This window comes from Faecalibacterium sp. BCRC 81149 (assembly GCF_022750605.1).
In the GTDB taxonomy this organism is placed as follows: domain Bacteria; phylum Bacillota; class Clostridia; order Oscillospirales; family Ruminococcaceae; genus Faecalibacterium; species Faecalibacterium duncaniae.
Genome location: NZ_QXJA01000001.1, coordinates 396,754 through 410,972 on the forward strand (window position 1 = coordinate 396,754; position 14,219 = coordinate 410,972).

Genomic DNA, 14,219 nt, shown 5'->3' on the forward strand with positions numbered 1-14,219 from the left:
GAGGGCTGGATCATGGGCAAGATCACTGGATTTATGGATTACACGCGCAAGACCAGCACGGATGTCCCGCCGCTGGAGCGCATTGAAAATTTCAACGAGTTTCACGTCTGGCTCTCCCGCGAGGAGCAGCAGACCCAGGCCGCCCGCTGCATGGACTGCGGCGTGCCCTTCTGCCAGGCCGGCATGATGATCGGCGGCATGGCATCGGGCTGCCCGCTGAACAACCTGATCCCCGAGTGGAACGACCTGGTCTATCAGGGCAAGTGGGAGCTGGCGCTCCACCGTCTGCGCGCCACCAACCGCTTCCCGGAGTTCACCAGCCGGGTCTGCCCCGCCCTGTGCGAGGCCGCCTGCACCTGTGGTGATGTGACCGGCAGCAGCGTGACCGTGCGCGAGAACGAGCACGCCATCGTGGAAACGGGCTACGCCAAAGGCTGGCTCCACGCCGCCCCTCCCCCGGCCCGCACCGGCAAGAGCGTGGCCATCATCGGCAGCGGCCCGGCCGGTCTTTCGGTGGCCGAGTACCTGAACATCCGGGGCCACGCCGTCACCGTGTTTGAGCGCGCCGACCGCGTGGGCGGCCTGTTGATGTACGGCATCCCCAACATGAAGCTGGACAAAGCCGTCATCGAGCGCCGCATCAGGATCATGCAGGCCGAGGGCGTGGAGTTCCGCACCAGCATGGATGTGGGCGGTGCCGTGGATGCCGAGAGCATCCTGAACAGCTACGATGCCGTGGTGCTCTGCTGCGGTGCCAAAAAGGCCCGCGACCTGAACGTTCCGGGCCGGGATGCCAACGGCGTGCACTTTGCCGTGGATTACCTCACCAGCGTGACAAAGAGCCTGCTGGACAGCAAATTTGCCGACGGCAGGGCCATTGATGCCAAGGGCAAGAACGTTCTGGTCATCGGCGGCGGCGACACCGGCAACGACTGTCAGGGCACGGCCCTGCGGCAGGGCTGCACTGATCTGGTGGCTCTGGAAATGATGCCGCAGCCCCCCAGGGAGCGTGCCACCAGCAACCCCTGGCCCGAGTGGCCCCGGGTGCTCAAGGTGGACTACGGCCAGACCGAGTGCATGGCCAAGTTCGGCAAGGACCCCCGTGTCTACCAGACCACAGTCAAAGAATTCCTCAAGGACGATGCAGGCAACCTGACCGCTGCCGTCATCTCCTACCTCAAGCCCGAGCGTGACCCCGAGACCGGCCGCACCAGCATGGTGCCCACCGGCGAGGAGTTCACCTACAACTGCGAGCTGGCCTTCATTGCCGCCGGTTTTGTGGGCTGTGAGAGCTATGTGGCCGATGCCTTCGGTGTCAGCCTGACCGGCCGCGGCTGCGTGGACACCGACCACTTCCGCACCAACGTGGACAAGGTGTTTGCCTGCGGCGATATGCGCCGGGGCCAGAGCCTTGTGGTCTGGGGCCTGCGCGAGGGCCGCGACTGCGCCGCCGAGGTAGACCGCTACCTCATGGGCTACACCAACCTGTAAGCCCGCATCCCGGCCATTACTGAACCATTCTCTTTCCTATCCTAAACAAGCCAGAGCGGAAGCTTCCTCCATGGGGCTTCCGCTCTGGCTTTTCCTGTAACTATCGACCTGCATCAAAAAAGCGGCCTGCCCTCTCCGGCAGGCCGCTTTGCGTCAATCCGTATCGTATTCGGTGCCGGCCCCACCGGTCGGCGGCTCCGTCTGCCCGGCAGACGGTGTGGCACCGGCGGAAGGAGTTGTGGTCTCGGGCGGGGTGGCGGGCACCTCGGCCTCGACCTCTGCCGCCATATAGACGATGATGGTCGAGCCGACCTCCACCATGGCACCGGGCTCCTCGCTGCAATAGGCCACACAGCCCGAAACATAGGAACCATCGTTATAAATGGGATAGAAGCTCGCATTCAGCCCCACCTGCGCCAGCTGCTGCTCCGCGCCGTCCCGGGTAAAGCCTGCCACGTTGGGCATCTCCACCATCTGCGGGCCGCGGCTGACCACCAGATCGATGGTGCTGCCCTTTTCGATGACCTCTCCGGCTTCGGGGGTCTGACGGATGATCTTGCCCTTTTCCACAGTATCACTGTATTCCATGGTCACATAGAACAGGTAATCCCCGGCATAGCTGTGGTTGTTGCGCACCTGCGAATCGTAGTCCATCCCTACAAAATCCGGGGCCAGATTCACCGGCTCTGTCACCAGCGAACTGGCCGGTTCGGAGACCGGGGTGGATTCCGCAGGCTTTGCGGTGTGCAGCCCCTGATTCACCAGCCCCCACACGATGAGCAGCGTCAGGATGGCCAGCAGGATCAGGATGGCCGCCAGCAGGTTGCGCAGGCTGAGGATATGCTTTTTCTGCTCCTCTTCCTCGGTGGACTGAGGGCGCGGCGCGGCCTGCTGCAGGGTCTGGGTAAGCTCCGTGGTATACTCCTGACTGCTCAGTGCCCGGAATAGCTGGGGCACGGTCTGGATGCGCTCGGCAGGCCTGAGCTGCAGGCCCATCCAAAGCACATCCGAAACATACTCCGGCACCGCCCGTTCCAGCGTGCGGGCGCGGGGGTTGGAGTCCGACACCAGCCGCTGTGCCGCAGGAACAGGGCTCTGCCCGCAGACCATACGGTAGACCACGGCGGCAAGGCTGTATTCATCGGTGTAGCGTCCCTCAAATTCGGTGGTGGAATACTGTTCCGGTGCCGAGTAGCCCTCATACAGCTGCTCGTGCAGGCCGCTGCCCGCCGTGCGCAGACCCACGGTAGCGTAACCCGTCAGGCGTGCCCGGCCGTTTTCCAGCACCCGGATGTTCTCCGGGCAGATGCCACGGTGCACCAGCCCCACCTGATGCATGGCCGCCACGCCGTCAAACACAGGCTGCAGCATATTGCGGGCCGTCTCGGCCGAAACAGGGCTGGGACGCTCATCCAGCCACTGCTGCAGCGGGATGCCGCCGGGATTCTCCATCACGGCGTAGACGGTGTTGTTCTCCTCGAACACGTCCAGCACAGCCTCCAGACCGTTTGCGGGGGTGATGCGCTGGATGGAGCGGTAGAGATCGGCAAAGTCCATCCGGGTGGTCTTGAACAGCACCTCGCTGCCCAGCTTGGGCCGGAGCAGCGCGTCCGTGCCCCGCTCCGCCGACAGCGTCAGGGGCATATACTCCTTGATGGTCACCCGGAACCGCCCGGTGTTTTCCACGCCCCGGTACAGGATGCCCTCGCCGTCGATGCTCTGCATCTCGCCCACGGTATACCGCCCGGCCAGCAGCGTGCCCACCGGCAGGCTGCCCGCCGGGTTGCGCCCGGCCAGTACCCCGCCGCAATGGGGGCACACCGACACCCGGCTTTCCAGTTCTCCCATGCAGTACGGGCAGATGCGTTTTGCTTCCATGTGCGCCACCTCGTTTCATCGTGGTCTGTTTCAAATCATTGTACCATATTTACCCCCGCCGCGCAATCCGCAAAGCAAAAAAGCGCCGCCCTCTGAGTTTTTTTCACAGGGAGCAGCGCTTTGATTTTCTATTACAGAGTCAGCGGACGCAGATACACCTTATTCCGGCAGGTCCTCTTCGTTCTCCAGGCTGTGCCAGACGTTCTGGACATCGTCGTTGTCCTCCAGAGAGTCCAGCAGCTTGCCCATTGCCTTGAGCTGATCGGGGTCGGTCAGGCGGGTGGTGGTCATGGGGACCATGGCCAGGTCGTCGCTCAGGATCTCGTAGCCCTTCTCTTCCATGGCCTTGACCACTGCGGAGTAGTTCTCGGGATCGGTGGTGATCTCAGCAGCCTCTTCGCCTGCATCAAAGTCCTCGGCACCGGCATCCAGAGCGTCCATCATGGCCTCGTCGGCATCCTTATCCTCCAGAGAGATGTCAATGACACCCTTCTGGCTGAACAGGAAGGCCACACAGCCCATAGCGCCCAGGTTGCCGCCGTTCTTGTCGAAGTAGTGGCGCAGGTCGGCAGCGGTACGGTTGCGGTTGTCGGTCAGGGTCTCGACCATGACAGCAACACCGCCGGGGCCGTAGCCCTCGTAGGTGATGGCCTCGAACTCGGTCTTGTCGCCGCCCTCAGCCTTCTTGATGATGCGCTGGATGTTATCGTTGGGCACGCTCATGCGCTTTGCCTTGGCGATCAGGTCTGCCAGCTTGCTGTTGGAAGCCGGGTTGGGGCCGCCGTCACGGACGGCAACGCTGATCTCGCGGCCGATCTTGGTAAAGACCTTGGCTCTTGCGCCATCGGTCTTTTCCTTCTTGCGCTTAATGTTGTTCCATTTGCTATGTCCAGACATGGGAACCTCCTAAAGTTTTATCGAAATCTCCGCCTGCGGGCAGACGGGCTGTGGTCGCCCGCTTGTGGCAGCACACAAAATCTAACTCTATTATTGTAGCACAATCACGAATCCCATTCAAGGGCTCCGGGCGTGTTTTTCGCCTGTTCGTGTTGGAAAACCGGCTTTTCAGGCCAGTTTACAGCAGCCGCAGGGCCTTGGGGTAATGGTTTTTGACTCGTCCGCCCGACACCTTGCCGCCGCCCATGGGGCAGCCGTCCACGGTCACGCAGCACCAGCCATCGGCGGCAGTGTCCGCAGCGATCTCACGGCCGGAAAGGTACTCCGTTACCCGCGGGTCGGCAAGGGTCAGTGCTTCGCGGTTGGTGCAGAGTGCGCCGAACGCCGTGAACAGGTGGTGCTCCGGCACGAAGCGGCCCTTCTGCACGCTGCCCACGAACACCCCCGCCCGCAGGACATGCAGTCCCGTCTGCGGGAAGGGCACGGGCAGCAGAACGCTGCCGCCATGCACCACGGCAGGGCGGTCCGCCAGCGCCGGGAAATACTGCCGGGCAAACTCCTGCCATGCAGCAAGGCTCTGGGCCGGGGTAGCCTCCCCTGCCCCGGCATCCCGGCTGCGGGCGCTGCGGCCCTGCACCGCCTCCCGCAGGGCACGGCTGCTCTCCCGGCGGGCGCTGCGGGCATCCGGGGCCTTGGCAGACTTGCCGCCCTTGCTTCCCTTCTGCTTTTTGCTCTGTTCTGCGGCAGCAGCCAGCCAGAGTTCTTCCTCTGCTGTATAGGTTCCGGAGGCAGGCAGCGTCCGCGGCGTACCTGCCTTGACCAGCCGGGCAATAAAATGCCCCTCGCCGCCCTGACAGGGCCAGATTCGGCGCACTTTGCTCACATCCAGCGGCAGGCCGCCGGTGCGGTTTGCCTCACCCGGGCTGCCAAAGCTGTAATCCACATTGCCGAACACATCGGCCAGTGTGAACTCCGGGTGGCGCTGCAAAAACGCCGCCACCTGTCCCTCGTCCTCTTCCGGGGCAAAGGTGCAGGTGGAGTAGATCATCTCGCCGCCGGGGGCCAGGCAGGCCGCCGCGTTGTCCAGGATCTGTGCCCCCAGTGCGGCGCACTGCTTCACCAGCGCTTCACAATGCTGGGTCACAGCCACGGCCTCCTTGCGGAACATCCCCTCGCCGGAGCAGGGTGCATCCACGAGAACACGGTCAAAAAACTCCGGCAGAGCGGCGGCAATGCGGCCGGTGTCCTCGTTCAGCACCACAGCGTTGGGCACGCCCATCCGCTCCAGATTGCTCCGGAGCACCTCGGCGCGGGCAGCAACGAACTCGTTGCTCACCAGCAGCCCCTGCCCGCCCAGCGCCGCCGCCAGCTGGCTGCTCTTGCCGCCGGGGGCCGCGCAGGTATCCAGCACCCGCATCCCGGGCCGGACCCCCAGCAGGGGCGCGGCACTGGAAGCGGAAGGCTCCTGCGAGTAGAACACGCCCGCATGGTGGTAGGGGTGCCGCCCGGGCTTGAAGGCGGGGTCCTGCACCACAAAGCCCGCCTTGCAGAAGGGCGAGGGCTCCACCGGAAAATCTGCCTGCGCGGCAAACTGCTCCGGCGCAGCACGCAGGGCCGAGACCGTCACACCCCGGGCAGCAGTCTCCTGCGGGGCGGCATAGAGAGCATCGAACCGGTCGCCCAGCAGAGCGCGCTCCCGGCGCTCAAAATATTCCGTAGGCATGAAAGCTTATCCTCCCATGAATAAAGCCGCCGTTCGCGGCAAAACTAAGGCTGTGAGGGAAATCCCCCTCACGAAAGGAGTAACGAACCATGAAGGACCACAGCGAGAATCGCACCGAAAACCGCACGAACAACTGCAAGAACCAGAGCCAGAACCGCACCACCAATCAGACCACCAACGAGCACAAGCACCCCAACCAGTATACCAAGGGTGCTGACGACGAGGGTGCCAAGAACAAGAAGTAACGCCGCATAAGAAAGCCCGCTGCCTTCCCTGCACTGTTTTCCAGTGCGGAAAGCAGCGGGCTTTCGCGTTTTATTTCTGGTTCGGGTCAAACTGCTGCCACAGGGCATCGAACAGCTCTTCCACACGGGCCATCTGCCCAGTGAGGTAAAGCCAGCCCAGCAGACACTCAAAGCCGGTGGAAGCGCGGTATTCCTCAGGGGAAGCGTGCTTGGCCACACTGGCCTTGCTGGCGTTGCGGCCCCGCTTGAACACGGACAGCTCCTCCTCTGTGAAGAGCGGCTCCAGCAGCTGCTCCTCCCGGAACTGTGCCCGGGCCGAGACATACTTGACCTTTTCCACATTGAGCTTGCCTGCCGACATCCGGTGGTGCCGTGCCAGACGGGTGCGCACCAGCAGTTCCAGCACGCTGTCTCCCACAAAGGCCAGCGCCAGCGGGTTCAGCTCACGGGGGTCGATGGTTTCCGATTCGTTCATAAGAAAATCCCTTTTGTCAGCGCCCTCACCCTCTCCGTCAGTGCTTCGCACTGCCACCTCTCCCGAAGGGCGAGGCTTTGGCAATCCACGCAAAACAGCTTGTTTTTGCCAAGGGCTCCCCCTTTGGGGGAGCTGGACGCGAAGCGGCCTGAGAGGGCGAGCCAGTTAACCTCTTAGAAGATATAATCAAACTGATACTCACCAATGAGGATGGTGTCGTTCTCCTGCACGCCCTTTTCCACCAGTTCGGTCAGGATGCCGCTCTCATCCAGCTGACGCTGGAAATACTGCAGGCTCTCGTAGTCATCCACATTGCTGCCGGCCAGGATATACTCCAGCCAGGGCGCGTCGATGCTCCACACATGGGCCTCCATCCGCTGGATGGTATAAGCACGGTCGTTGGCCTTGGGCTCGGGCTTCTTGTACTCGGGGGTGAACACAGGCACCGGCGGGATATCCTTCAGGCGGTTGTAGACCAGACCCGGCAGCTCCCGCACGCCCTGCATGGTGGCGGCAGAGATGGGCACAAAGGTCAGGCCCTTGCCCTCCACATAGCTGCGGAAGCTCTCGATCTGCTCCTCGGTGGCCAGGTCGCACTTGTTGCCCACCACGATCTGGGGGCGCTGTGCCAGCTCGGGGCTGAACTTTGCCAGCTCCTCGTTGATCTTTTCAAAGTCCTCCACCGGCTCACGGCACTCGCTGCCGGAGACATCCACCACATGCAGCAGCAGGCGGCAGCGCTCCACATGGCGCAGGAAGTCGTGGCCCAGACCAATGCCCTCGCTGGCACCCTCGATCAGGCCGGGGATATCGGCGCAGACAAAGCTTGCACCCTCACCCACCGACACGACACCCAGGGTGGGCACCAGCGTGGTGAAGTGATAGTTCGCGATCTTGGGCTTGGCCGCGCTGATGGTAGAGATGAGGGTGGACTTACCCACATTGGGGAAGCCGATCAGGCCCACATCAGCGATCAGCTTCAGCTCCAGCGTCACCTGGATGTCCTCGCCGGGCATACCGGGCTTGGCAAACTTGGGGATCTGGCGGGTAGGCGTTGCAAAATGCGCGTTGCCGTAGCCGCCGCGGCCGCCCTTTGCGATGGTGACGGGGGTGTGGTCGGACAGGTCCGCAATGACCAGCCCGCTCTCCGCGTCCTTGATCACGGTGCCCAGCGGCACCTTGATGATGAGGTTTTCGGCATTCTTGCCGTGGCAGAGGCTTGCGCCGCCCTTGCCGCCCTCGGGGGCAGTGTACTTGCGCTTGTAGCGGAAGTCCATCAGGGTGGAAAGATGATCGTCCGCCACAAAGATGATGTCACCGCCGCGGCCGCCATCACCGCCGTCCGGGCCGCCAGCGGCCACGAACTTCTCACGATGGAAGCTCACTGCGCCATCGCCGCCCTTGCCCGCATGGAGCCAGATGGTGGCGATATCGATAAAATTGGTTTGTGCTGCCATACAGCCCCTCCTATTCTCAAAAAGGCTTTTTTGTTACCTAAAAAGAGCCGGGCCACGAGGGTCCGGCTCTTCGGGTTGCAGTTTTTCAGGCAGAAGTTACTGCTTCACGCTGCACTTCTTGCCGCTCTTGCCCACGCGCTCAAAACGGACAGTGCCGTCAACCAGAGCAAACAGGGTGTCATCGCTGCCCTTGCCAACGTTCTCACCCGGCATAATGTGGGTGCCACGCTGACGAACCAGGATGTTGCCGGCCAGAACGAACTGACCGTCTGCACGCTTGGTGCCCAGACGCTGTGCTGCGGAATCGCGGCCGTTCTTGGTGCTGCCTACGCCCTTTTTATGTGCCATTGTAATTTACCTCCTTAGCCGTTGATCGCAGTGATCTCAACCTTGGTGTAGGGCTGACGATGGCCCATGCGGCGAGCACTGTGCTTCTTTGCGCGATAGGTGATGATGTTCAGCTTCTTGCCCTTGCCATTCTTGATGACCTTGGCAGAAACGGAAGCGCCCTCAACAACGGGAGCGCCAACCTTGACAGAACCCTCCTCGCCAATAGCGAGAACCTGATCAAACTTCACTTCGGAGTCGGCCTCAACGTCCAGCTTTTCGATGTAGACGATGTCGCCCTGCTCCACGCGGTACTGCTTACCGCCGGTAACAATGATTGCGTACATTTGTTTCATTCCTTTTCGTTGTACTCGCTGGTCGTAAAGGCAGGCCCTCACGGGGCCGTTTCCGGTGCCCACACCATGCGGCTAGAATATTATAGCAGAAAAAAGTCCGCTTTGCAAGGGCTTTTCGGACATTATTTCAAAGTTTTTTGAAATTTCAGGTGTCAACTGTTCAATCCGTGGACTACCGATATCTGATTGCGTGATCCATTAACGACCCGAAGTATGCGAACCTTTTTCTTCTCTTGCAGGACATGATAGTAAAGAAGATAATTTCCAATTACTTTTCTTCGGACGTTCTTTCCCGGCAGATATTCCACAAAAATACGGCTCCCGCTGGATGGAAAGTCACACAATCTCCGGATGCATTGTTCCACATCATTCAGAAAATTCATGGCTGCGCTGGCGTTGCTCAGCTCATCCCGGATATACCCTGCAATTTCGTCAATATCTTTTTCTGCACGGTCTGTCAATTCATAGCCATAATCAGACTGCATACTTTCTCCTCAATTCAGCCATTGCGGTCGGACCATCTACTATACGGCCTTCTTCGTCATCTTTCAGCCCTTCCATTACCAGTTTCAGTTCTTCCATTTCCTTCATGATCCGCTCGTAGTAATCAATATCCATCACCACAAGACGGCCGTAACCATTTTTTGTCACAAACACCGGGCCGTTTTCCTCGGCGCAGCGGCGCTCGATCTCCACGGTATTCTTCAATTCACGCATTGGAACGATCTGCATATAGTACCTCCTGTGATTCCTGCGGCTTTTTCTGTGTCTTTATTGTACATCAAAAAGAGCCACAGTGCAAGAGAAGTTTTTCTTCTCTGCACTATGGCTTTGGTTCTTATTTCTGCTCTTTGTTCTGTTTGTCCAGCTCCGCCTTCACGGCCTCATTCCACGCTGCCGTTTTCTCAACGAACTCCGCGCGGGATGCAGAGGCCGGCAGAGCAGCGTCCGTCCCCGCAAAGGCAGTGGGGCCGTCCAGCTTTTTCATCCGTGCCCGGTTCTCGCTGTTCAGGGGCAGCTCTACCATCAGGGGCTTGTCCCTGAACTTTTTTGTCAGAAGGATCTCAGCGATCACACCGCCCACCACGGCAATGCCCGCCACCAGCTGGGATACCCGCAGGCCGATGCTGGGCACCAGCAGCAGGCTGTCGGTGCGGAGGGCTTCGATCCAGAAACGGCCTGCGCCGTACCAGATGAGGTACCGCAGGGCGATATCCCCTGCAAACCTACGCTTTTTGATGTAGCGCACCAGCAGAAACAGGCCCACAAAGCACCAGATGCTCTCATATAAGAAGGTGGGATGCACCGGCAGGTTCGGGTCGATGGTCACGCCTTTGGGCACCGTGACCACGCTGCTCGTCAGGTAATCGTGGGTCGCCTGGCTGTACATGCCCCAGGGCAGGGTGGTGTTGCAGCCAAAGGCCTCCTGATTGAAGAAGTTGCCCCAGCGGCCGCAGCCCTGCCCGATGAGGAAGCCCATGGCCGCCAGATCGAACATGGGCAGCATGGGGACTTTCCGCCACCTGCAGGCCAGCCCTCCGAACAGAAAGGCCCCGATGATGCCGCCGTAAATGGCAAGACCGCCATCCCGGATGGCAAGCACATCTTTCAGGCTGTGGTACTGATAGGGCGAAAGGGCCACATAGTAGAGCCGGGCACACAGGATACCCATGACCACACCGATGAGGATGACATCCACCATGGCATCGGCATCCACACCAAACTCCACACTGTGCCGGAAGGCGAACACCAGCGCCAGGCACATGCCCACGGCAATGCAGACACCGTACCAGTAAATGTTCATGCCTCCGATGGAAAAGGCCACGCGGTCAAGCTCAAAGCTCAGCCCCAGCCCCGGAAACTGCACCAGATTCGTCATTCTTCCATCTCCTCCTCATCGTCCAGCTCTTCCCCGGCCGTGCCGTCGGGCTGGATGTACATCACAGCCATCCGCTCTTCGCTCAGGATCTTCTGCAGCGCTGCGTCGGCATCCTCTGCCGTCAGCGCCGCCAGCGTGGCGATCTGCTGGGCCACGGTCTGGCCGCTGAGGGCAAAATCTGCCATCTGGCTGGCCGAGTCCTCCACGTTCTCCAGATTTTCGATCAGCTGGCCGTATTTTTCATTCTTGCACAGGGTAAAGATCTCCCGGTCCACGCCCTCAGCACGGATGCGCCGGATCTCCTCCAGCAGCAGCTGCTTCACAGTGTCGGGCACATCGCTCTCGCCGGTGAACAGGATGCAGCAGCAACCGTCCACCCGGAGCACCTCCCCGCCAAAGCCGGGGTTGGTCAGGCCCTCATCATAGAGCTTCCGGTAGAGCCTCGACATACCGCCCGAGATGCAGCAGAGGATGAGATCATACAGGATCTCGCTGCGCAGGTCGTCATGCTGCAGCGGCTGCTCCTTGAAGCCGATGCCGAAGCAGGGCTTGGACACCGGCATCGTGATGGTCTTTTCAGCGGCGGCCAGCGTCATGGGTTCCTCTGTCCAGAGCCGCTGCACCCGCTCCACCGGGCGCGCTTCCATCAGGCCGTGGCGCGCACAGGCCGCCAGGATCTGTTCCATGCTGGTGCTGCCTGCGGCGGCCAGCACCATGTTGTTGGGGGCATAGAACGCCTTGCAGCAGTCGTACAGCATCTCCGGCGTGATCTCCGCAATGCTTTCCACCGTGCCCGCAATGTCGCTGCGGATGGGGTGGCTGTGATACAGGCACTCACACAGGCCGGTGATGAGCCGCCAGTCAGCGCTGTCATCGTACATTTTGATCTCCTGCCCGATGATGCCCTGCTCCTTGGCGATGGTCTGCTCAGTAAAGTAGGGACGGCCCACCATGCCCAGCAGCACATCCAGGCTTTCGTCCAGCTGCTCGGTGGCGGTAAACAGGTAGCAGGTGCGGTCAAAGCTGGTAAAGGCATTGGCGTTGGCACCGGTCTTGGCGAACTTTGCAAAGGCATCGCCGTCCTCATCCTCAAACATCTTGTGTTCCAGAAAATGCGCCACACCGGCGGGCAGGTGCACTTCCCTGCCGCCCACCCGGAAATCCCGGTCGATGGAGCCAAAGCGGGTGGCATAGATGACATGAGTGCCGGAATAGCCCGGCATGGGCCGCACCAGCACCGTCAGGCCCGAGGGCAGCACCTTCCACTCATCGGCGGCGGCCTCGGTCAGGGCACGGTTCGTGTTCTGTTCAGGCATGGGCGCTCTCCTCCTCTCGGGTCAGAAGATAGCTGACTGAAAGGGTCAGCTGCCGCAGGACGGTGCGGACATCCTCCTCGGTCACAGCCTGCAGGGCCGCGCGGGCATCGTCCGGGGTCTGCACCGGGCCGCCCCGCAGCACCTCCATGTAATACCAGGTCTCAATGCCGCCCAGCGTATCCTCAATGCCCGCCATCCCGCTCAGCAGGGAGCGGCGGCAGTCCTCAAGCTCCTCAGCCGTGATGGGGCCGCTGCGCAGGTCATCCAGCTCCTTCAGGATCGCTTTTTCGGCCCGGGCTGCGTCGGCGTGCTCCACGCCGCTGTTCACGGCCATGCTCCCGGTAAAGCTCTGGAAGCTGGAGGAGCAGTAATAGCACAAATGATCCCGTTCCCGCACGTTCAGGAACAGGCGGCTGGTCACACTGCCGCCATACAGCGCCATGGCAAGCCGCACCGCCGCCATCTGGTCGGGGCGCATGGGCACGCCCAGCGTGAACAGCATGCAGAGCTTGGCCTGCACCGTGTCAAAGCATTCCACCCTGCGCACGGCATCCTGCCGGGGCATGGCAAGGTTCTCGCACAATGGCAGCGGGGCCCGCCCGATGTGGGAAAGCTCTTCCAGCAGGGCTTGCTTCACCTGCTCGGTCTCCGCTTCCCCGCAGCCCAGCACCAGCAGCTCGATGCTGGCGGTGCGGAGCATCTCACGATAAGCCTCTGTCAGCGTCTCCGGGGTCAGGCCGTCCACCTCGTCCAGATAGCCCTCCTGCCGGATGCCGGCGGGGCTGCTCCCAAAGAACTCCCGGTTGGCCTGCCGCTGGCAGTAGATGCGCTTTTCGTTGATCTCATCCTCCAGCGCCTTTTTCAGCATCTGCTTTTCGATGGTGACCGCCTCCGGGTCAAACACACCGCCCACAAAATAGGGATGGAACGCTGTGCCCAGCGCCAGCGCGGCATACTCCCGGGTCAGGGCCTCGCCCTCCAGTGCAAAGCGGTCCTTGATGCCGGTCACACTGACGCAGAGGTTGTGGTTTGCACCCAGCGGGCGGGCATCCACGGTCAGGTCCGCGCCGTACAGCCGGGCAAGCTTTTTGGTCATCTGGGTCATATCCGGGCAATCCGCATAGCCCCGCTCCATCAACAGAGGCAGCAGAGCGTGAGCGGTTGCCGTCTCCCGCCGTGCCGGAAACGCAAAGTGGATGCTGATCCGGCAGCGGTTGAATTTCTGCGCCGGGTCCCAGGAAAGATGGACCCCGGGCGCGATCTCGGTTCGTCTCAACAGTCGTTCTCCTTTTTGTTACAGCTTTGTGCGCTCCAGCGCAAGGAACTCCTCCAGCGAGAGTCCGGACGCGCGGATGGCGAGGGCATTTTCCACCCCCACATAGCGCCAGTGCCAGGGCTCGTATACCATGCCGGTGGCGGCCTGCCGCTCCTCCGGCCAGCGGAGGATAAAACCATACTCCGCAGCGTAGGCGGTCAGCCACTCGTAGGCGCGGGTATCGGCAAAGCGGGTGGTCTTTTCGGTGCAGTCCGGGCTGAGAATGTCCGCCGCATAGCCGGTGGCCTGCTCGCTGGCATTGGCCGGAGGGCAGACGCAGGCGGCATAGGCCGCAGCCTCCTCTTCGGAAAGCCCCTTTTCCAGATACACCTGCTTCCGGGCATCAAAGGCCGCTTCCCGTGCGGAAACATCCTGATAACCCGTCACCAGTTCCAGCGTGATGCCGTCTGCCGCTGCAGCTGCCGCCATGGCGCGGTACTGCTCTGCGGCTTCCGCTTCCAGCTGCTGGCCTGTGGCATCATCCGCCACCGCAAGGGCCGGGGCAGGCTCTGCGTCCAGCGGCAGATTCCCGTTCACCAGCACCAGCCGGGCATCGGCAAGGTTCAGCTGGTATTCGGTGCCATCGTAATTTCTGGCCACAAAGTCCTCCGGCCCCGCGATCAGGGCGTGGGCCTTGGGCAGCAGCCATAAAATGCCGCTGGTCATCAGGGCAACAGCCGCGCCGCAGGCCGCCAGAAACACGGCCCAGTTCCGTGCCAGACGCAGGCAGCGCCGGATTCTCCACTCCCGCCGGGTCATCCGCCGCCGGGGCGCTTGCTTGTTTTGGTTCATCGATATCGGTTCCCTTCTCACATCATTTCGCAATGCACAGCCGCACAATTACATTATTTTATTATACA

At 61.5% G+C, this 14,219-nt stretch carries 15 protein-coding genes; 2 read left to right on the top strand and 13 right to left on the bottom strand.

Annotated features, from left to right (window positions below; translation table 11 throughout):
• The first annotated feature begins 12 nt into the window (after positions 1–12).
• A complete protein-coding gene (locus D3F01_RS01860; protein ID WP_242885721.1) occupies positions 13–1,491 on the top strand; it encodes a glutamate synthase subunit beta in 1,479 nt (492 codons plus the stop codon).
• Positions 1,492–1,644: 153 nt separating this feature from the next.
• Here D3F01_RS01860 and D3F01_RS01865 read toward each other — a convergent pair whose 3' ends face one another.
• The 3 genes from D3F01_RS01865 to D3F01_RS01875 form a co-directional block, all read right to left on the bottom strand.
• Positions 1,645–3,369 (bottom strand): PASTA domain-containing protein, encoded by a 1,725-nt coding sequence (locus D3F01_RS01865; RefSeq protein ID WP_242885722.1) that lies wholly within the window; start codon positions 3,367–3,369, stop codon positions 1,645–1,647.
• 159 nt (positions 3,370–3,528) lie between these two features.
• Positions 3,529–4,266 carry a YebC/PmpR family DNA-binding transcriptional regulator gene (locus D3F01_RS01870; protein ID WP_227610832.1) on the bottom strand — a complete coding sequence of 246 codons (738 nt, stop codon included), beginning with the start codon at positions 4,264–4,266 and terminating at the stop codon, positions 3,529–3,531.
• 178 nt (positions 4,267–4,444) lie between these two features.
• Complete coding sequence (locus D3F01_RS01875; protein ID WP_242885723.1) at positions 4,445–5,989, bottom strand: RsmB/NOP family class I SAM-dependent RNA methyltransferase; 1,545 nt, start codon at positions 5,987–5,989, stop codon at positions 4,445–4,447.
• An 89-nt stretch (positions 5,990–6,078) separates the two neighbouring features.
• Between D3F01_RS01875 and D3F01_RS01880 the strand changes: the two genes are divergently transcribed.
• Positions 6,079–6,234 (top strand): hypothetical protein, encoded by a 156-nt coding sequence (locus tag D3F01_RS01880; protein WP_005933941.1) that lies wholly within the window; start codon positions 6,079–6,081, stop codon positions 6,232–6,234.
• Between the two features lie 70 nt (positions 6,235–6,304).
• On the opposite strand, the gene D3F01_RS01885 is transcribed toward D3F01_RS01880, so the two are convergent.
• The 10 genes from D3F01_RS01885 to D3F01_RS01930 all read right to left on the bottom strand — a co-directional run bounded on the left by D3F01_RS01885 (position 6,305) and on the right by D3F01_RS01930 (position 14,151).
• Positions 6,305–6,709, bottom strand: coding sequence for a ribonuclease III domain-containing protein (locus D3F01_RS01885; protein ID WP_242885724.1), 405 nt, complete (start codon positions 6,707–6,709; stop codon positions 6,305–6,307).
• A 173-nt stretch (positions 6,710–6,882) separates the two neighbouring features.
• On the bottom strand, positions 6,883–8,166 hold the full coding sequence (gene obgE / locus D3F01_RS01890) for a GTPase ObgE (protein ID WP_117533039.1): 1,284 nt from the start codon (positions 8,164–8,166) through the stop codon (positions 6,883–6,885).
• A 96-nt stretch (positions 8,167–8,262) separates the two neighbouring features.
• Positions 8,263–8,514 (bottom strand): 50S ribosomal protein L27, encoded by a 252-nt coding sequence (gene rpmA / locus D3F01_RS01895; protein WP_005923362.1) that lies wholly within the window; start codon positions 8,512–8,514, stop codon positions 8,263–8,265.
• Positions 8,515–8,528: 14 nt separating this feature from the next.
• Positions 8,529–8,840, bottom strand: coding sequence for a 50S ribosomal protein L21 (gene rplU / locus D3F01_RS01900; protein WP_035394408.1), 312 nt, complete (start codon positions 8,838–8,840; stop codon positions 8,529–8,531).
• Positions 8,841–9,001: 161 nt separating this feature from the next.
• Complete coding sequence (locus D3F01_RS01905; protein ID WP_242885725.1) at positions 9,002–9,334, bottom strand: type II toxin-antitoxin system RelE/ParE family toxin; 333 nt, start codon at positions 9,332–9,334, stop codon at positions 9,002–9,004.
• Positions 9,324–9,581 (bottom strand): type II toxin-antitoxin system prevent-host-death family antitoxin, encoded by a 258-nt coding sequence (locus D3F01_RS01910; protein WP_242885727.1) that lies wholly within the window; start codon positions 9,579–9,581, stop codon positions 9,324–9,326. The genes D3F01_RS01905 and D3F01_RS01910 overlap by 11 nt, the downstream gene beginning before the upstream one ends.
• Positions 9,582–9,687: 106 nt before the next feature.
• On the bottom strand, positions 9,688–10,728 hold the full coding sequence (gene lgt / locus D3F01_RS01915; RefSeq protein ID WP_242885729.1) for a prolipoprotein diacylglyceryl transferase: 1,041 nt from the start codon (positions 10,726–10,728) through the stop codon (positions 9,688–9,690).
• On the bottom strand, positions 10,725–12,044 hold the full coding sequence (locus D3F01_RS01920; RefSeq protein ID WP_242885731.1) for a pitrilysin family protein: 1,320 nt from the start codon (positions 12,042–12,044) through the stop codon (positions 10,725–10,727). The genes lgt and D3F01_RS01920 overlap by 4 nt, the downstream gene beginning before the upstream one ends.
• Positions 12,037–13,320, bottom strand: coding sequence for an insulinase family protein (locus D3F01_RS01925; RefSeq protein ID WP_117503836.1), 1,284 nt, complete (start codon positions 13,318–13,320; stop codon positions 12,037–12,039). Before D3F01_RS01925 ends, D3F01_RS01920 begins: the two co-directional genes overlap by 8 nt.
• 18 nt (positions 13,321–13,338) lie before the next feature.
• The gene (locus tag D3F01_RS01930; RefSeq protein ID WP_242885733.1) at positions 13,339–14,151 is read right to left on the bottom strand and encodes a M15 family metallopeptidase; all 813 of its coding nucleotides are present in this window, start codon (positions 14,149–14,151) and stop codon (positions 13,339–13,341) included.
• Positions 14,152–14,219: the final 68 nt, after the last annotated feature.